Annotated in this window: 16 protein-coding genes and 1 pseudogene; 7 read left to right on the top strand and 10 right to left on the bottom strand. The window is 69.2% G+C overall.

What is annotated here, in order from left to right; genetic code table 11:
• Window positions 1-67 precede the first annotated feature (67 nt).
• Window positions 68-1,357 carry a glycosyltransferase 87 family protein gene (locus G6N47_RS18210; protein WP_083131978.1) on the top strand — a complete coding sequence of 430 codons (1,290 nt, stop codon included), beginning with the start codon at window positions 68-70 and terminating at the stop codon, window positions 1,355-1,357.
• Here the strand turns inward: G6N47_RS18210 and G6N47_RS18205 are convergent, their stop codons facing one another.
• From G6N47_RS18205 to G6N47_RS18185, 5 genes are all read right to left on the bottom strand, one after another.
• Window positions 1,358-2,089 (bottom strand): lysophospholipid acyltransferase family protein, encoded by a 732-nt coding sequence (locus tag G6N47_RS18205; protein WP_083131979.1) that lies wholly within the window; start codon window positions 2,087-2,089, stop codon window positions 1,358-1,360.
• Between the two features lie 136 nt (window positions 2,090-2,225).
• A complete protein-coding gene (locus G6N47_RS18200; protein WP_083131980.1) occupies window positions 2,226-2,609 on the bottom strand; it encodes a hypothetical protein in 384 nt (127 codons plus the stop codon).
• A gap of 46 nt (window positions 2,610-2,655) precedes the next feature.
• Window positions 2,656-3,906, bottom strand: coding sequence for an ArsA family ATPase (locus G6N47_RS18195; RefSeq protein ID WP_083131981.1), 1,251 nt, complete (start codon window positions 3,904-3,906; stop codon window positions 2,656-2,658).
• Entirely contained in the window at window positions 3,899-4,336 is a 438-nt protein-coding gene (locus G6N47_RS18190; RefSeq protein WP_083131982.1) for an SRPBCC family protein, read from the bottom strand. The genes G6N47_RS18195 and G6N47_RS18190 overlap by 8 nt, the downstream gene beginning before the upstream one ends.
• 88 nt (window positions 4,337-4,424) lie before the next feature.
• A complete protein-coding gene (locus tag G6N47_RS18185) occupies window positions 4,425-4,814 on the bottom strand; it encodes a polyketide cyclase / dehydrase and lipid transport (RefSeq protein ID WP_083131983.1) in 390 nt (129 codons plus the stop codon).
• A 91-nt stretch (window positions 4,815-4,905) separates the two neighbouring features.
• Here G6N47_RS18185 and G6N47_RS18180 point away from each other — a divergent pair, with 91 nt between their 5' ends.
• A complete protein-coding gene (locus G6N47_RS18180) occupies window positions 4,906-6,702 on the top strand; it encodes an AMP-dependent synthetase/ligase (protein WP_083131984.1) in 1,797 nt (598 codons plus the stop codon).
• On the opposite strand, the gene pimB is transcribed toward G6N47_RS18180, so the two are convergent.
• The 4 genes from pimB to G6N47_RS18160 form a co-directional block, all read right to left on the bottom strand.
• Window positions 6,703-7,833, bottom strand: a complete 1,131-nt coding sequence (gene pimB, locus G6N47_RS18175) for a GDP-mannose-dependent alpha-(1-6)-phosphatidylinositol monomannoside mannosyltransferase (RefSeq protein ID WP_083131985.1) — start codon at window positions 7,831-7,833, stop codon at window positions 6,703-6,705.
• Window positions 7,834-7,842: 9 nt separating this feature from the next.
• Complete coding sequence (locus G6N47_RS18170; RefSeq protein WP_232080235.1) at window positions 7,843-8,571, bottom strand: hypothetical protein; 729 nt, start codon at window positions 8,569-8,571, stop codon at window positions 7,843-7,845.
• Between the two features lie 58 nt (window positions 8,572-8,629).
• Window positions 8,630-9,763 carry a peptidoglycan hydrolase RipC gene (gene ripC, locus G6N47_RS18165; RefSeq protein ID WP_083131987.1) on the bottom strand — a complete coding sequence of 378 codons (1,134 nt, stop codon included), beginning with the start codon at window positions 9,761-9,763 and terminating at the stop codon, window positions 8,630-8,632.
• 122 nt (window positions 9,764-9,885) lie between these two features.
• Window positions 9,886-10,110 carry a hypothetical protein gene (locus G6N47_RS18160; RefSeq protein WP_083131988.1) on the bottom strand — a complete coding sequence of 75 codons (225 nt, stop codon included), beginning with the start codon at window positions 10,108-10,110 and terminating at the stop codon, window positions 9,886-9,888.
• Between the two features lie 60 nt (window positions 10,111-10,170).
• Between G6N47_RS18160 and G6N47_RS18155 the strand changes: the two are divergent.
• Window positions 10,171-11,979 (top strand): annotated as a pseudogene (locus G6N47_RS18155) (DEDD exonuclease domain-containing protein); the annotation flags it as partial.
• Here the strand turns inward: G6N47_RS18155 and trpD are convergent.
• The gene (gene trpD / locus G6N47_RS18150) at window positions 11,917-12,921 is read right to left on the bottom strand and encodes an anthranilate phosphoribosyltransferase (RefSeq protein WP_232080360.1); all 1,005 of its coding nucleotides are present in this window, start codon (window positions 12,919-12,921) and stop codon (window positions 11,917-11,919) included. The pseudogene G6N47_RS18155 and the gene trpD overlap by 63 nt on opposite strands.
• A 133-nt stretch (window positions 12,922-13,054) precedes the next feature.
• On the opposite strand from trpD, the gene ctaE reads away from it, so the two are divergent.
• From ctaE to qcrB, 4 genes are read left to right on the top strand one after another with little or no spacing between them, the layout of a single operon-like run.
• Window positions 13,055-13,666 carry an aa3-type cytochrome oxidase subunit III gene (ctaE, locus tag G6N47_RS18145; protein WP_045382917.1) on the top strand — a complete coding sequence of 204 codons (612 nt, stop codon included), beginning with the start codon at window positions 13,055-13,057 and terminating at the stop codon, window positions 13,664-13,666.
• On the top strand, window positions 13,663-14,499 hold the full coding sequence (gene qcrC, locus G6N47_RS18140; RefSeq protein ID WP_083131990.1) for a cytochrome bc1 complex diheme cytochrome c subunit: 837 nt from the start codon (window positions 13,663-13,665) through the stop codon (window positions 14,497-14,499). The genes ctaE and qcrC overlap by 4 nt, the downstream gene beginning before the upstream one ends.
• The gene (gene qcrA / locus G6N47_RS18135; protein WP_372517468.1) at window positions 14,496-15,692 is read left to right on the top strand and encodes a cytochrome bc1 complex Rieske iron-sulfur subunit; all 1,197 of its coding nucleotides are present in this window, start codon (window positions 14,496-14,498) and stop codon (window positions 15,690-15,692) included. The genes qcrC and qcrA overlap by 4 nt, the downstream gene beginning before the upstream one ends.
• Window positions 15,689-17,329 (top strand): cytochrome bc1 complex cytochrome b subunit, encoded by a 1,641-nt coding sequence (gene qcrB, locus G6N47_RS18130; protein WP_083131991.1) that lies wholly within the window; start codon window positions 15,689-15,691, stop codon window positions 17,327-17,329. Before qcrA ends, qcrB begins: the two co-directional genes overlap by 4 nt.
• The last annotated feature ends 12 nt before the right edge of the window (window positions 17,330-17,341 follow it).

The following is a 17,341-nucleotide window of genomic DNA, read 5'->3' as shown; positions in this document are numbered from 1 at the left end:
CCACTTGGCACGTATCGCCGGTTGCAATACCGCGTGGCGCCACACTCACCGATAGGCTGTCTGCGACATGAGTAGACGGCAGTCGCCCGACGTGGGCAGTATGCGCGGGCGAGTTGCCGTCAGGCAGGTCGCCGTCTGGGTGTTGTTGGTGCTGGTCGCCGCCGCGCTGTTCGGCTACGCGACCTGGCAGCTGATCTGGCACGCGCAGTACCGCATCGACATCGACGTGTACCGCATGGGCGGTCAGGCCTGGCTGGACGGCCGTCCGCTGTACGCCGGCGACACGAAGTTCCACACGCCGAGCGGGCTGGACCTGCCGTTCACCTATCCCCCGCTGGCGGCCATCGCGTTCTGCCCGTTCGCCTGGTTGGGGCTGCCGGCCGCCAGCGTGGCGATCACGCTGACGACGGTCGCGCTCTTGATCACCTCGATGATGATCGTGCTGACCCGCCTCGACGTGTGGGACAGCTCGCAGGTGGTGCCCGGGCCGGCCTGGCTGCGGCGATCCTGGCTGGCCGTGGTCGTCGTGGCGGCGGCGGCGATCTGGCTGGAGCCGATCAGGTCGAACTTCGCGTTCGGGCAGATCAACGTCGTGCTGATGACGCTGGTGCTCGCCGATTGCCTGCCGCGTCGCACCCCCTGGCCGCGCGGGCTGATGCTGGGCCTGGGTATTGCGCTCAAACTCACGCCGGCGGTCTTCTTGCTGTATTTCCTGCTCCGGCGCGACGGCCGCTCCGCGCTGACCGCGCTGGCGTCGTTCCTGGCGGCAACGCTGGCCGCGTTTGCGCTGGCGTGGCGCGACTCGTGGGAGTACTGGACGGACACCGTGGCCAAGACCGACCGCATCGGCGCCGCCTCGCTGAACACCAACCAGAACGTCGCCGGCGCGCTCGCGCGGCTGGGGCTCGGTGAGCACGAACGCTTCGTGCTGTGGGTGGCCGGGTGCCTGCTCGTGCTGGCGCTGACGGTCTGGGCGGCGCGGCGGGTGCTGGCCGCCGGCGAACCGACTCTGGCGGTGATCTGTATTGCCCTGTTCGGGTTGGTGGTTTCGCCGGTGTCGTGGTCGCACCACTGGGTGTGGATGCTGCCGGCGGTGTTGGTGACGGGTGTGCTGGCGTGGCGCCGCCGCAGCCGGGCGCTGGGCGTGGTCAGCGCTGCGGGGGTGGCGGTGATGGTGTGGACGCCGATCGACCTGATGCCCAAACACCACGAGACGACGGCGGCCGGCTGGCGCCAGCTCGTCGGGGTGTCCTATGTGTGGTGGGCGCTGGCGACCATCCTGACGGCCGGAGTTGCCGTCGCGGCGCGGACGGCGCCGCGGGTATTGACGACGCGAGAGCCCGCGCCCGTCGGCTGACTAACCCGCGGCGGTCTCCGGGATGCGGGCCGGCGGTTCGTTCGCCGGCGCCGATCCGTTGCCGCGGTCCTTGACGGTGGCGGCGTAGATGTCGACGTATTCCTGGCCCGAAAGCCGCATCAGCTCGTAGATCACCTCGTCGGTGACGGCCCGCTCGATGAAGCGGTTGCCGGCCAGCCCCTCGAACCGGGAGAACTCCATCGGCTTGCCGAACCGCACGGTCACCCGGCCGAACCGCCACATCTTGCTGCCGGGCGGATTAACCGTGTTGGTGCCGATCATCGCCACGGGGATAACCGGGACGCCGGTGTGCAGCGCCAGGCGGGCCAGCCCGGTCTTGCCCTTGTACAGCCGCCCGTCGGGTGAGCGGGTGCCCTCGGGGTACATGCCGAGCAGCTTGCCCTCCTTGAGCAGTCGCTCGGCGGTCCGCAATGCCGCATCCGCGGTGTCGGCGTCGGTGCGGTCGATCGGAACCTGACCGGTGGTGCTGTAGAACCAGCGCAGGAACCATCCCTTCAGGCCGGTGCCGGTGAAATATTCCGCCTTGGCCAAGAAGGTGATGCGGCGTCGCACCACCAGCGGCAGATAGAAGCTGTCGGCGACCGCCAGGTGGTTACTGGCCAGGATCGCCGGCCCAGATTGCGGGATGTTTTCCAGTCCTTCGACTTTCGGCCGTCCCAACAGGGCGAGCAGCGGGCCCATGAAGATGTACTTGAAAAGCCAGTACCACATGGCCCCTCCCTCTCACCCGCGCCGGATAGTATTCTGCGCCAACTGTACCGATCGAGGGTGGATGCGACCACAGCGCGGCGCTCAGCTTGTCGGTGGCGACCCGCGGCGCCCGGCTTGGCCGCGCTTGCGATCGCCACTACTCCTCGACGGTGATCGTGATGGGCTCGTAGCGACTTTTCGCGGCGGTCTCGGGCGCAGGCTCCGCGGCAACGCCGCCACCGGGCGGGCCTTCCGGCGGCGGAGGTGTCATCGATCCGTCGACCTCGGCGATGATCGCGCGGATGACTGCCAGCAGCGCGACGCTGTGCTCGGCGATAACGGTCAGCAGTGGATGTTGTTCACCGGTGACCAGCGCGGCCAGCGCGCAGACCGGGCACCACACCTGCTGGCATTTGCCGGTTCCGGGACCGCCGCCCGAGGCGCGCATCGCCGCCGCGCGCACCGCGGGGTCGATGCCGTCCAGGATGGTCTGCGCCAGTTTGCGCAATTCTGGACCGATGTCGGGGTGCACGCCGGTCACTTCCGCCGCTCCTCCTCATCGCGCCGCTCTGCATCGTCGCCGGCGGTCACGTCGGCCACACCTCCGGATTGGGTCGAAAACGCACCGTCAGCTCACTACCTCGAAGATGGGCGTCCAGCACCGTGCACCGCCGCAGTACGGACGCCAACCGGACTCGGCGCCGCATGCCGCCGGCGCTGATGATCAGGTCGTCGTCGACCCGGCCCAGGCTGAGCGCGCCGGAATCGACTTGCGGCAACTCTAGCCGCAATCGGTACACCGACTGTAGGCCTGATCCGGATTCGAGATCCACGACGGGACGCAACGGCCCCGGCGGCGCGGATCCGTCGCGCCGGCGGGCGCTGTCGAGCAGTTCGGCCAGCGCTTTGGGGCCAATCGGCTCGCCGGCCAGGTGCGGGGTGAGCACCAGCGCCACGTCGCCGATGGTGGCGTCCAGTTCGTCCAGCACGGCGCGCTGCTCGCCGATGCGCTCGGCGTACCAGTCGAAGGCCGGATGCTCGGGCAGGTTGCGGTATTCATATGAATCGTCTTGCAGCAGAATCTGATTGACGATCAACTCCTCGACGCGCACGCCCATCAGCGCCAACGAGCCCAGCGTACGCACCGCCTCGGCGGCCACCACCCGTTCCGCGGTCAGCACCAGATGCGCGCCGACCAGCGCCGGGTCGGTGAGCAGTGCCGTGAGCCGTTCGACGCTGGCGCTGATGCGTTCCAGCAGCTCCACCACCGCCGCCGAGCGGTCGTCGGTGGCACCGGAGAGTCTGCGGTGGCGCGGCCACGCGCGCTCCACGTAGAGCGCGAAAGTGGCCGGCAGCGTCAACATCCGCAGCGCGTCGGCGGTGGAGGCGCAGTCGACGACGACGTGGTCCCACCGACCGGCCGCGGCCAGCTCGCCGACCTCATGCAGGCCGAGGACTTCCTGGATGCCGGGCAGCGCCGAGAGCTCTTCGGGCGCAACGCTATCCAGCTCCGACTCGGGAAAACGCCCACTCAGCGCGTCGACGACGTCACGCCAGCGCGCCTCCAGCAGCGCCAGGGTGTCCAGCGCCAGCGCGTCCAGGAAGCCGCCGCCGGCGTCGGCCGTTATCCGGACCGGGTCGCGCTGACCGGTCGGCGGAACCGCCACGCCCAGCACGTCGCCAAGCGAATGCGCCTGATCGGTGGACACCACGAGCACCCGCTGGCCGGCGCGCGCGTCGGCGACGGCCGTGGCGGCCGCCAGGGTGGACTTTCCTACCCCGCCCTTGCCGACGAAGAGACTGATCCGGGCCAGGACGGGCGTTGCCGACTCACTCAGCCTCGACTCGTTTCTTCAGATCCTTCAACGCGGTGTCGGTCAGCCTGCGCTCGGCCTTGCGCTTGAGCAACCCGATCATCGGAATAGCCAGGTCGACCGTGAGCTCGTACGTCACGTCGGTACCAGACCCCTTGGGCGACAACAAGTATGCACCCTCAAGGGAACGCAGTATAGAGCTGGAGACCAGTGACCAGCGTACCGAGCCGCGGTCTTTCGGCCAGTCGTAGGAGAACACCAGGGTGTCTTTGAGCACCGTGGTGTCGAGCACCATGCGCGCGACTTTCGGATAACCGTCGGCGTCCTCCTCGAGGACTTCGGCCTCCTTGTATTCCGAGACCCACTCCGGATAGGAACCGATGTCGGCGATCACGTCCATCACGGTGCTGGGGTCGGCGTCGATGTAGATCGTCTGGGCCGTCTTCTCCGCCACCTGGCTGCTTCCCTCTCCCCCGCACGCGGGTGCTAACCCCCAGTGTCTGTCGCAGAAACGGTACTCCCTGAGCCGCCCCGGCCGGGGGTCAAGCCACGGGCGCGACCCCGACGGGACGCGACCGCTCCAGCGTCGCCTTGACTTCGAACGCCATATTCTTGCCCGCAACCCGGCGGCGATGCGTCATTCGGGCGAGGTTCATCCGGGCCAGCTGCCACGCCGCCGCGCCGGAGGGCTCGGCGTGCAGGAAGTAGTGCAGCAGCACCCCATCCAGCACCGGTTCGAGCCAGATCTCCATCGTGCCGGTGAGCGGCCCGGTCACCGCCCAGCGGATTCCCAACGCGCCGCGGTCCTCGACGACGTCGAGCCGCAGATCAGGCCACCACCGACGCCAGCTGCCCCGGTCCGCAACCGCCGCTCCGACCCGTGCGGCGTCGGCGGCGACAAACGTCTGGTCGGCGACTTGAATGCTGTGCACGGCGCTAGCTTCACATATCGTCGCCCGGCCTGCATCGTCGCCTACTAGGCTGAGCCGTACGCAGCCGCCTACATCAAGCGAGGTCACAAGAGTGCGTGAATTCAGTGTTCCCGCCCCGTTCACCGTGGGCGAGCGCGACAACGTCGTCGCTGCGGTATTCGAGCATGAGCGCGACGATCCCGACTTCGTGATCTTCCAACGCCTGGTAGACGGCGCCTGGACCGACGTCACCTGCGCCGAGGTGGCAGACCAAATCCGTTCGGCCGCATCCGGATTGATCGCAGAAGGGGTGCAGGCCGGTGATCGGGTGGCCATCTTCTCGGCCACCCGCTACGAGTGGGCCATCCTCGACTTCGCGATCCTGGCGGTCGGGGCGGTCACCGTGCCGATCTACGAGACGTCGTCGGCCGAGCAGGTGCGTTGGGTGCTGCAGGATTCGGGGGCGGTGCTGGTGCTGGCCGAAACCGATGCCCACGCAAAGATCGTCACCGAACTCACCGGCGACCTGCCGTCGCTGCGCCGGGTGATGCACATCGACGGCTCCGGCCCCAAGGCGATCGAGGCGCTCGCCGAAGCAGGCGCGTCGGTGGCTCCGGCCGAACTGACCGGGCGGGTCGAGGCGTTGCGGGCCGAGGGTCCGGCCACGCTGATCTACACCTCCGGCACCACGGGCCGGCCCAAGGGCTGCCAGGTCACCCATTCCAACCTGGTCTACGAGATCCGGGGTGCCAAGGAGTCGCTGCCGACGCTGCTGGGCAAGGACGAGCGGATGCTGGTGTTTTTGCCGCTGGCGCACGTGCTGGCCCGGGCGATCACCCTGGCCGCCTTCACCAACAAGGTCACCGTCGGGTTCACCAGCGACATCAAGAATCTGGTGCCGATGTTCTCGGTGTTCAAGCCGACGATCGTGGTCTCGGTGCCACGGGTCTTCGAGAAGGTGTACAACACCGCCGCCCAGAACGCCGAAAACGACGGCAAGGGCCGGATTTTCCAGATGGCCGCCCAGACCGCGGTCGACTGGAGCGAAGCCCAGGACCGCGGCGGCCCCGGCCTGCTGCTGCGCGCCAAGCACGCCCTGTTCGACCGGCTGGTGTACCACAAGCTGCGGGCGGCGCTGGGCGGCAACTGCCGCGCCTCCATCTCCGGGGGCGGGCCGCTGGGCGCCCGGCTGGGCCACTTCTACCGCGGCGTCGGCCTGACCATCCACGAGGGCTACGGCCTGACCGAGACCAGCGCGGCCATCACGGTCAACCGGGTGGGCGACCTGAAGATCGGCACCGTCGGGAAGTTGTTGCCCGGCAACAGCATGCGGATTGCCGACGACGGGGAACTTCTGGTGCGCGGCGGGGTGGTCTTCCGGGAGTACTGGCGCAACGAGCAGGCCACCGCCGAGGCGATGGCCGACGGCTGGTTCAAGACCGGCGACCTCGGGGCCATCGACGACGACGGGTTCTTGACGATCACCGGCCGCAAGAAGGAGATCATCGTCACCGCGGGCGGCAAGAACGTGGCGCCCGCCGTGCTCGAGGACCAGTTGCGGGCCCACCCGTTGATCAGCCAGGCCATGGTGGTCGGGGACGCCAAGCCGTTCATCGGTGCGCTGATCACCATCGACCCCGAGGCGTTCGAGGGCTGGAAGCAGCGCAACAGCAAGGCGTCGGGCAGCTCGGTGGGCGACCTGGCCACCGACCCCGATCTGGTTGCCGAGGTGGATGCCGCCGTCAAGCAGGCCAATCAGTCCGTCTCGCACGCGGAATCGATCCGCAAATTCCGCATCCTGCCCGTCGACTTCACCGAGGACACCGGTGAGCTGACGCCGACGATGAAGGTTAAGCGCAAAGTGGTCGCCGAAAAGTTCGCCACCGATATCGAGGCGATCTACGCCTGACTACAGCAGGTCGGCCAGCCGCGCGGCCAGCGTGTCCCAGCGCCACTGCGCCGTCGCCCAGGCCCGCCCGGCGGCGCCCATCGCGGCGGCGCGGTCCGGGTCGGCCAGCAACTCGGTGACGGCGTCGGCGACCTGCTGCTCCGAACGGCCATCGACTACGAGCCCAGTTTCGTTGTGCCGCACGGTTTCTGGTGCCCCGCCCGAGCATCCGGCGATCACCGGCACGCCGGTGGCCGACGCCTCCAGGAACACGATGCCCAGCCCCTCGACGTCCAGCCCGGCGCCGCGGGTGCGGCACGGCATTGCGAACACGTCGGCCATCGCGTGGTGGGCGGGCAGCTCCGCGGCGGGCACGCCGCCGGTGAACGTCACGTGGTCGCTGACCCCGTAGCGATGGGCCAGCTGGCGTAACGACGCCAGATAAGGCCCGCCGCCGGCGATCACCAGCGCGGCGCCGTCCACCCGCCGCCGGATCGCCGGCAGAGCGCGGATCAGCATGTCCTGCCCCTTGCGCGGCACTAGCCGCGACAGGCACACCACCGTGGGCCGCTGGCCCAGCCGGTAGCGGGCACGCAGTTCGGCGCGGCCGGCCGCATCCGGCCGGAACCGGTCCGTGTCCACCCCGGGAGGCAGGTACTCCAGTGCCGCCGCGGGACCGAAGGCCGAAGCGAAGCGGGCCCGGGTGTAGCGGCTGACGAAGGTGACGACGTCGGTGTCCTCGCCGATGCGGCGCAGCACCGACCGTGCCACCGGCAGCATCGACCAGCCGACTTCATGACCGTGGGTACTGGCCAGCACCCGGCTGGCACCCGCCCGGCGTGCGCGGCGGGCCAGCAGCGCCAGCGGCGCGGCCGCGCCGAACCAGACGGTGTCAACACCGTGCTCGCCGATCAACCGGCGCATCCGGGCGTCTACGGCGGGCCCGGGCAGCATCAGCGTGCCGGGGTGCCGCACCACCTGATACCCGGCCACGCGCGAGTCGAACGCGTCGGCGCCCTTCCACTGCGGCGCATACACCGTCACGGTGTGCGATCCGGCAGCGGCCAGCCGAGTGACGAGCTCCTCCAGATAGGACTGAATGCCGCCGGGCCGAGGAGGAAAGTCATTGGTAACCAGCAGGACCCGGGACACCGGGATAGGCTAGCCGGTCGGCGACAGCCAGTGCTGCCAGCGCTCCAGCAGCCCGGCCGGGTCGGTGCCGAGCACGTCGTGCACGGCGGTCGGCAGGTCGGCATGCCCGGCCCCGCACGCGGCCACGTAGAAAGCGCGCAGCGTCGCCGGACCGTAGCTGTCGGCCACGAAGCGGGCGAACGACCACGCCCGGTCGTAGGCCAGCGACCGCGCCGGCCCCGGAGTGTCCAGCTCGGCGTCCGACGGCAAGGCCGCCGGACGAGTGCCGGGCACCGCGACGGGTGGGCGGGCCACGAAGTCGGCCACGCCCTCGGTGAGCCAGCGGGGCGCGTCCAGCGCCGTGTCCGCCCGCGCCGCGTAGTGGAAAAGCTCGTGGCGCAACACAATTCGTAGCGCCGGATCGCTCATGGCGGCCGCGCCGGGGGCGAACACGATGCGCTGACCGACCGCTTCGCGCCGGGCCGGATCCACCCGGTCGGCAACGGCCACCGCCGCGATGTCGGACCACTGCGCCGCGGGACCGCCGCCGGCCTGGGCCTCGAACTGCCGCTGCGAGCCGGTGGCCACCACGACGATTTCCCGCGGCCAGTCGGCGCCCCAGAATGTCTGCACCGCATCGACTGCCGTGGGAATCTCCGCCGCGACGCGGGCGAGTAGAGGCTCGCTGCCGGAACCGCCGAGGTTGACCACCCGAACGGTGTGTCCGGCCTGTGGCGGGGCCGACGGACGGATCAGCACCGCCGCGGCGAGGATCAGTTGGGCGACAAGGATGCCCGCCAGCAGCCGGCGGCGCGACTCAGTAACGGCGGGCGTTGTAGATCGGGCCGGACGAGGTCATCGGCACCACCCGCACCGGCTGACCGTAAGTAGAGGAATGCACCATCAGCCCGTCGCCGACGTAGATGCCGGCGTGCGACGCGTCGGAGTAGAAGGTCAGCACGTCACCGGGCTGCAGGTCCGACAGCGCCACCGGCTGCCCGCCGTGCGCCAGCGCCTGGCTGGAGTGCGGCAGCGGGATGCCGGCCTGCTGGAACGCCCACATCACCAGCCCGGAGCAGTCGAACCCGCCGGGCGAGGCACCGCCCCACGCGTAGGGCTGGCCCACCTGCGTCAGGGCCGCCTGCACAGCGATGGCGCCCTCGCCGCTACCGCCCCCGCCGCCCGGCAAGGCCTCCGGCGCGGAACCGTCGGGGCCGCCGCCCGGGCGCAGCGCTTCGGGTGCGGGAGCGGCCGCGGCCAGCGTGGCCGCCGGCGGCGGCGTCGGCCCGGGGTCGGCCAGCGCGGTGCGCTGTCCCGGGGTCAGCGACTGGTACTGCGACTTGACGACGGCGATCTGCAGCTGCAACTTGCTTTGCTTGGCCTGCAGACCGGCGCGGACCGCCGCCGCTTGCTCGGCCGCCGTCTTGGCGTCGGCGGCCGATTTCGCCGACGCCTGCTCGGCTTTGGCGGCCTGCTCGCCGGCGGCCCGGTAACTGGCCATCTGGGCTTTCATCTCGCTGGCGATCACCCGCTGCACGGCCAGCTTGCCGATCAGGTTCTGCGGCGACTCGGCGGTCAGGATGGCATCCATGCCATCGGTGCGGCCACCCATGTACATGGCCGCAGCAAATTTGTTGACGGAGGACTGGAAGGTTGCCAACCGCGACTTCGTGGCTTCCACGGCGGCTTGGTCGTCGGTGTGCTTCTTTTCGGCGGCACGCTGCGCGGCCAGCTTCTCGTTGAGGTCTAGCTGGGCGCTGTGCATGGCCTCGGTGGTCTGCTCAGCTTGGCGGGACAGCTCGTTGAGCTTTGCCACGGCGTCTTCAGCCGGGTCGGCCAGCACAGTGGCGGCGGCTATGCCGGAGAAAGCAACGAACCCAGCTATCGCGGTAACAGCAAACCGCTTGAGGGCACGTTCAGTCCAGCATCCATCGCCTAGCCCCGACCCCAAGATTTCGTGTCCTTATCCGTCGACAAAACCGCCACATCTGCTTTAGGTCTCAGACAGGTTACGAAACGGTATAGGCAATGTCCAACAGCAGAACATTAAGAAATCAGCAAGACTTCGGGCCGTCAGGCCACCCCGGGGCGCTGACGGTGAATCGGCACCAGCCTAAGCCTCGGCGCCATGCCGGCATCGGCGAGCACCTCCAGCGCCGCCCGCTCGTCGTCCAGCAAAGTCTCCGGTACCCCGAGTAGCACGCTGACGACGCAGTCGCGGCACCCGGGCCCGCGCACCGCGCAATCGTCGCAGTCGATGGTCACCCCGCCCGGGTCGTCTGGCCTGCTTTGTGCCATCTGCCTGGTCCTTTCGTTGCGAGTAGCCGATCTGCCCGCAGGTTATCGGCTGCCACCGACATGTCGGTGCAAACGCTTAACGTCTCGGCCATGGGCGTCCCCGGGCAGCTGAGCTTCGCCGAGGTGGAGCGGGCCGCCGAGTTGCCGCTGCGACAGACCACGTTCGTGGTCGTCGACCTGGAAACCACCGGCGGCGCCGCCACCGACGCCATCACCGAGATCGGCGCGGTCAAGGTGCGCGGCGGCGAGGTGCTGGGCGAGTTCGCCACGCTGGTCGACCCGCAGCGCGACATCCCGCCGCAGATCGTGCGGCTCACCGGCATCACCACCGCGATGGTGTGCGACGCCCCGACCATCGGCGCGGTGCTGCCGGCATTTCTCGAGTTCTCCCGTGGGGCGGTGCTGGTGGCCCACAACGCCCGCTTCGACGTCGGATTCCTGCGGGCCGCCGCCGAGCGGTGCGGGATCCCGTGGACCCGGCCCCAGGTGCTGTGCACGGTCCGGCTGGCCCGGCGTGTGCTCACCCGCGAGGAAGCGCCCAGCGTGCGGCTGGCCGCCCTGGCCCGGCTGTTCGCGGTGGCCAACCAGCCGACACACCGGGCCCTCGACGACGCCCGCGCCACCGTCGAGGTGTTGCACGCGCTGATCGAGCGGGTCGGCAACCAGGGCGTGCACACCTACACCGACCTGCGCTCGTACCTGCCCGGCGTCACCGACGCCCAGCGCCGCAAACGGGTGCTGGCCGAGCGGCTGCCACACCGGCCGGGGGTCTACCTGTTCCGCGGGCCCACCGGTGAGGTGCTCTACGTCGGCACCGCAATCGACTTGCGGCGCAGGGTATTTCAATACTTCAACGGTGCCGACCCGCGAAGCCGCACCAAGGAGATGGTCGCGCTGGCCGAGAGCGTCGACCACATCGAATGCGCGCACGCCCTGGAAGCCGGAGTGCGCGAACTGCGGATGCTGGCCGCGCACGCCCCGCCGTACAACCGGCGGTCGAGATTCCCCCACCGCTGGTGGTGGATTGTGTTGAGCGACGAGGCATTTCCGCGATTCTCGGTGGTGCGCGCGCCCCGGCACCAGCAAGCGATCGGCCCGTTCCGCTCCCGCGCCGACGCCGCCGACACCGCCGCCCTGTTGGCCCGGTTCACCGGGGTGCGCACCTGCACCACGCGGCTGGCGCGCTCGGCGCCGCACGGCCCGGCCTGCCCGGACCGGGAAGTGTCGCCGTGCCCGGCCGGCCGCGACGTGACCGCCCAGCAGTACGCCCCGACGGTGCAGCGCGCCGCCGCGTTGATCGACGGCCGCGACGATGCCGCGCTGGCCGCCGCCGTCGAGCAGATCACCGCACTGGCCGGGCGGCGCCGCTACGAGACCGCGGCGCGGCTGCGCGACCACACCATGACCGCCGTCGAGGTGCTCTGGCGCGGCCAGCGCCTGCGGGCGCTGGCCGCGCTCCCCGAGCTGGTGGCCGCCGCGCCGGACGGGCGCGGCGGCTGGCAGCTCGCCGTCGTCCGCTACGGGCAGCTCGCCGCGGCCGGCACCGCCGCCCGCGGCGTGCCGCCGATGCCGGTCGTGGACGCTCTGCGGGCCGGCAGGCAGGTGGTCCTGCCGCGCCCCGCCCCGCTGGGCGGGGCGCTGATCGAGGAGACCGCGCTGATCGCGCGCTGGCTGGACGCCCCCGGTGTGCGCATCGTCAGCGTCGACGGGGACACCGGCTGGTGCTCGCCGCTGCACTCGGCGGGCCGCTGGGCGGCGTGGGCGGCGGCGGCCCGCTCGGCGCGGGCCGCCGCAAAGCAGGCCGAGTCAGAGCTGCTGACCGAACCGCACCCATCGCGCGAGCAGCTGTTCGGCCGCACCGGAATCGATCGCCTCGGTGGCGCGGCGCAGCCCGTCCTCCCACGCCGGCAGCCACTCGGCGCGGCTGGATAGCCCGGCATGGGCCACGATCGCGCCGGCGGCGTTGAGCACGACGGCGTCGCGCACCGGGCCCTTGGCGCCGGACAACACCGCCCGCGCTTCCGTGGCGTTGGCCTGTGCGTCGCCGCCCAACAGATCGTCGAGATCCGCACGGGCGAAACCGAATCCGGCGGGATCGAACGTCAGCTTGTCGACCGTGCCGGCCTGCACCCGCCAGATCGTGCTGGTCGTGGTGGTGGTCAGCTCGTCGAGCCCGTCGTCGCCGTGCACTACCAGCACGCTGGAGCGCCGCGCCGCGAACACCGTCGCCATCACCTCGGCGAGGTCGGCGAACGCGCAGCCGATCAGCCCGGCCCGCGGCTGCCCCGGATTGGTCAGTGGCCCAAGCAGATTGAAGACCGTCGGCACGCCGAGTTCGCGCCGCACAGCCGACGCGTGCCGATACGACGGGTGGAAGGCCGGCGCGAAGCAGAACCCGATCCCGAGCTCGGCGACGCTGCGGGCGACCTCGTCGGGCCCCAGATCGATGCGCACCCCGAGCGCCTCGAGCGTGTCGGCGCCGCCGGCCAGCGACGAGGCCGCCCGGTTGCCGTGCTTGACCACCGGCACACCGGCGGCCGCGACCACGATCGCGGCCATCGTGGACAGGTTGACGGTGGACACGCCGTCGCCGCCGGTGCCCACCACATCGACGGCATCGATGTCGCCGGTGGGCAGCCGTCGCGCGTGGTGCAGCATCACCTCGGCGAGTTCACCGACCTCCGCGGCGGTTGGGACCTTCATCGTCAACGCCACCGCGAACGCGGCGATCTGCGACGGCGCCGCGGCGCCGGTCATGATCTGCTCCATCGCCCAGGCGGCCTGCCCGCGGGCCAGATTCTGGCCCGCCATCAGGCCCGCGAGCACCTGGGACCACGACACCGCCACTCGCCGATGGTCCCATACGGCCAAGCTGCGCCTCGCCGCCGGCGAATTGCCGCCCCCGGGTGGAGTTCGACAACTACAAAGCGTCATACTTGCGGATGTGACGAGTGCTGTAGGGACCTCGGGTACTGCCATCACGTCGCGCGTGCATTCGCTGAACCGACCAAACATGGTCAGTGTCGGCACCATTGTGTGGCTTTCCAGCGAACTCATGTTCTTTGCTGGCTTGTTCGCAATGTATTTCACGGCGCGCGCTCAGGCCGGCGGCGACTGGCCGCCCGAGCCGACGCACCTCAACCTGTATCAGGCCGTCCCGGTCACGCTGGTGCTGATCGCGTCGTCGTTCACGTGCCAGATGGGCGTGTTCGCCGCCGAGAAGGGCGACGTGTTCGGCCTGCGCCGCTGGTATGTCGTGACGTTCCTGATGGGGTTGTTCTTCGTCCTCGGACAGGGCTACGAGTACTACCACCTGACCGGGCACGGCACCACGATCCCGGGCAGCGCCTACGGCAGCGTCTTTTATCTGGCCACCGGTTTCCACGGGCTGCACGTCATCGGCGGGTTGATCGCCTTCATCTTCCTGCTGGCCCGCACCACGATGAGTAAGTTCACCCCCGCCCAAGCGACCGCGTCGATCGTCGTCTCCTATTACTGGCACTTCGTCGACATCGTCTGGATCGCGCTGTTCGCCACGATCTATTTCATCCGATGAGAGGGGCCGTCCGGTTGAAGACACAGAGGTCATCCCAACCGAGAAGGCGGTTGCGCCGTCGGCTGTCCGCGGGCCTGCTGCTCTTGGTGGCGCTGGCGGCGGCCGGCGGGTTGGCCGCCGTTCTGACCCCCACCCCTCAGGTGGCGGTGGCGGACCAGTCGTCCTCGGCGTTGCTGCGCACCGGCAAGCAGCTGTTCGAGACCTCCTGCGTCACCTGTCACGGCGCCAACCTGCAGGGCGTGCCCGACCGGGGCCCTAGCCTGATCGGCGTCGGCGAGGCCGCGGTGTACTTCCAGGTCTCCACCGGACGGATGCCCGCCGTGCGCGGCGAAGCGCAGGCGGCCCGCAAGGACCCGATTTTCGACGCCGGGCAGATCGACGCGCTGGGCGCCTACGTGCAGGCCAACGGCGGCGGCCCGACCGTGGTGCGCAACCCGGACGGCAGCATCGCCCAAAAGTCGCTGCGCGGAGACGATCTGGGCCGCGGCGGCGACCTGTTCCGGCTCAACTGCGCGTCGTGCCACAACTTCACCGGCAAGGGCGGCGCGCTGTCGTCGGGCAAGTACGCGCCCGACCTCGAGCCGGCCACCGAGCAGCAGATCCTCACCGCGATGCTGACCGGGCCGCAGAACATGCCGAAGTTCTCCGACCGCCAGCTGTCCTTCGAAGCCAAGAAGGACATCATCGCCTACGTGAAGGCCGTCAACGAGGAACGCCAGCCCGGCGGCTACGGCCTGGGTGGTTTCGGACCGGCCCCCGAGGGCATGGCGATGTGGATCATCGGGATGGTCGCCGTCATCGGCGCCGCACTGTGGATTGGGGCACGATCGTGAGCCAGCCGAAAGGCACCGACACACCCGGTCAGAAAGGCGCGCCGGGTCAGCCCACCGACGCCGAGCTGAACGCGATGTCGCGTGAGGAGCTCGTCGAGCTCGGCGGCCGGCTCGACGGCGTCGAAACGGTATATAAGGAATCGCGCTGGCCGGTCGCGGGAACCAGGGCCGAAAAGCGCGCCGACCGCCAGGTGGCCCGCTGGTTGTTGCTGGGCGGCTTTTTCGGGTTGGCGTTGCTCCTGGTGTTCTTGTTCTGGCCCTGGGAGTACAAGCCCAAGGAGGCAGAGGGAAGCTTCCTGTACACGCTGGCCACGCCGCTCTACGGTCTCACGTTCGGGTTGTCGATCCTGTCGATCGCCGTCGGCGCCGTGCTGTTCCAGAAAAAGTTCATCCCCGAAGAGATTTCGATTCAGGAACGCCACGACGGCGACTCGCCTGAGCTTCACCGCAAGACTGTGGTGGCCAACCTGACCGACGCGTTCGAGGGCTCGACGTTGCGGCGCCGCAAGCTGATTGGCGCGTCGCTGGGCATCGGGCTGGGCGCGTTCGGCCTCGGCACCCTGGTCGCGTTTGCCGGCGGTCTGATCAAGAACCCGTGGAAACCGGTGGTGCAGACCGCCGACGGTAAGAAAGCCGTGCTGTGGACGTCCGGCTGGACGCCGCGCTATCACGGCGAGACCATCTATCTGGCCCGCGCCACCGGCGAACACCTCGGCGCGCCGTTCGTCCGGATGCGCCCCGAGGACATCGACGCCGGCGGCATGGAAACCGTCTTCCCCTGGCGCGAATCCGACGGGGACGGCATCAGCCATGAGTCCCGGGAACGGCTGCGCGAAATCATGATGGGCGTCCGCAACCCCGTGATGCTGATCCGCATCAAACCGGGCGACATGCCCCGGGTGGTCAAGCGCAAGGGCCAGGAAAGCTTCAACTTCGGCGAGTTCTTCGCCTTCACCAAGGTCTGCTCGCACTTGGGTTGTCCCTCATCGCTTTACGAGCAGCAGTCCTACCGCATCCTGTGCCCGTGTCACCAGTCGCAGTTCGACGCATTGCATTACGCCAAACCGATCTTCGGGCCGGCAGCACGCGCGTTGGCGCAGCTGCCCATCACGATTGACAGCGACGGATATCTGGTCGCCAACGGCGACTTCATTGAGCCTGTCGGACCGGCATTTTGGGAGCGCACCTCATGAGTCCGAAAGTTGATGTTGGCAATCTCCTGGCCCGCCAAGCACAGGACATCGATACCCGGTATCACCCGGCCGCCGCGGTGCGGCGCCAGCTGAACAAGGTCTTCCCGACGCACTGGTCGTTCCTGCTCGGCGAGATCGCGTTGTACAGCTTCATCGTTCTGCTGATCACCGGCGTTTATCTGACGCTGTTCTTCGACCCGTCGATGACCGAAGTCACCTACAACGGCGTCTACCAACCGCTGCGCGGCGTGGAAATGTCGCGCGCCTACGAGTCCGCGCTCAACATCTCCTTCGAGGTCCGCGGCGGCCTGTTCGTCCGCCAGATCCACCACTGGGCCGCTTTGATGTTCGCCGCCGCGATCATGGTTCACCTGGCGCGCATCTTCTTCACCGGCGCGTTCCGCCGGCCTCGCGAAGCCAACTGGATCATCGGCTCACTGCTGCTGATCCTGGCCATGTTCGAGGGCTACTTCGGCTACTCGCTGCCCGACGACCTGCTGTCGGGTATCGGGCTGCGGGCCGCGCTGTCGTCAATCACGTTGGGAATGCCCGTGATTGGGACGTGGCTGCACTGGGCGCTGATCGGCGGTGACTTCCCCGGCAACATCCTCATCCCCCGGCTCTACGCGCTGCACATCCTGCTGATTCCCGGCATCATCTTGGCGCTGATCGGCGTGCACCTGGCGCTGGTGTGGTTCCAGAAGCACACCCAGTTCCCCGGGCCGGGCTGCACCGAGCGCAACGTCGTCGGGGTGCGGGTGATGCCGGTGTTCGCGGTCAAATCCGGCGCCTTCTTCGCGCTGACCACCGCCATTCTCGGGCTGATGGGCGGCCTGTTGCAGATCAACCCGATCTGGAACCTGGGCCCCTACAAGCCATCTCAGGTTTCCGCAGGTTCGCAGCCGGACTTCTACATGATGTGGACCGAAGGCCTGGCCCGCATTTGGCCGGCCTGGGAGTTCTACTTCTGGCACCACACGATCCCCGGCGCGGTCGGCGTCGCGCTGATCATGGGCTTGGTTTTCGTGCTGCTGACCATCTACCCGTTCCTGGAGAAGCGCCTCACCGGCGACTACGCGCACCACAATCTGCTGCAGCGGCCGCGTGACGTTCCGGTGCGCACCTCGATCGGCGCGATGGCGATCGCGTTCTACATGGTGCTGACGCTCTCCGCGATGAACGACATCATCGCGTGGAAGTTCCACATCTCGCTGAACGCGACGACGTGGATCGGCCGCATCTCGGCGGTGGTGCTGCCGCCGCTCATTTACTTCGTCACCTACCGGTGGTGCATCGGCTTGCAGCGCAGCGACCGCGCGGTGCTCGAGCACGGCATCGAAACCGGGATCATCAAGCGACTGCCGCACGGCGCCTACATCGAACTGCACCAGCCGCTGGGCCCCGTCGACGACCACGGTCACCCGATTCCGCTGGAATACCAAGGGGCGCCGGTGCCCAACAAGATGAACAAGCTCGGCTCGGCCGGCTCGCCCGGCTCGGGCAGCCTGCTGTTCGCCGACCCGCCGTCGGAGGACGCGGCGCTTCGCGAGGCGGCGCACGCCGGCGAGCAGCGCGCTCTGACCGCGCTGCGGGAGCACCAGGACAGCTCCAACGGCTCGGTCAACGGCGAACACTAGCCCCGGCCTACG

Source organism: Mycobacterium branderi, assembly GCF_010728725.1.
GTDB classification, from domain to species: Bacteria; Actinomycetota; Actinomycetes; order Mycobacteriales; family Mycobacteriaceae; genus Mycobacterium; species Mycobacterium branderi.
The sequence above is the reverse complement of the archived record's forward strand: the minus strand, read 5'-3'. Positions and strand labels throughout refer to the sequence as shown.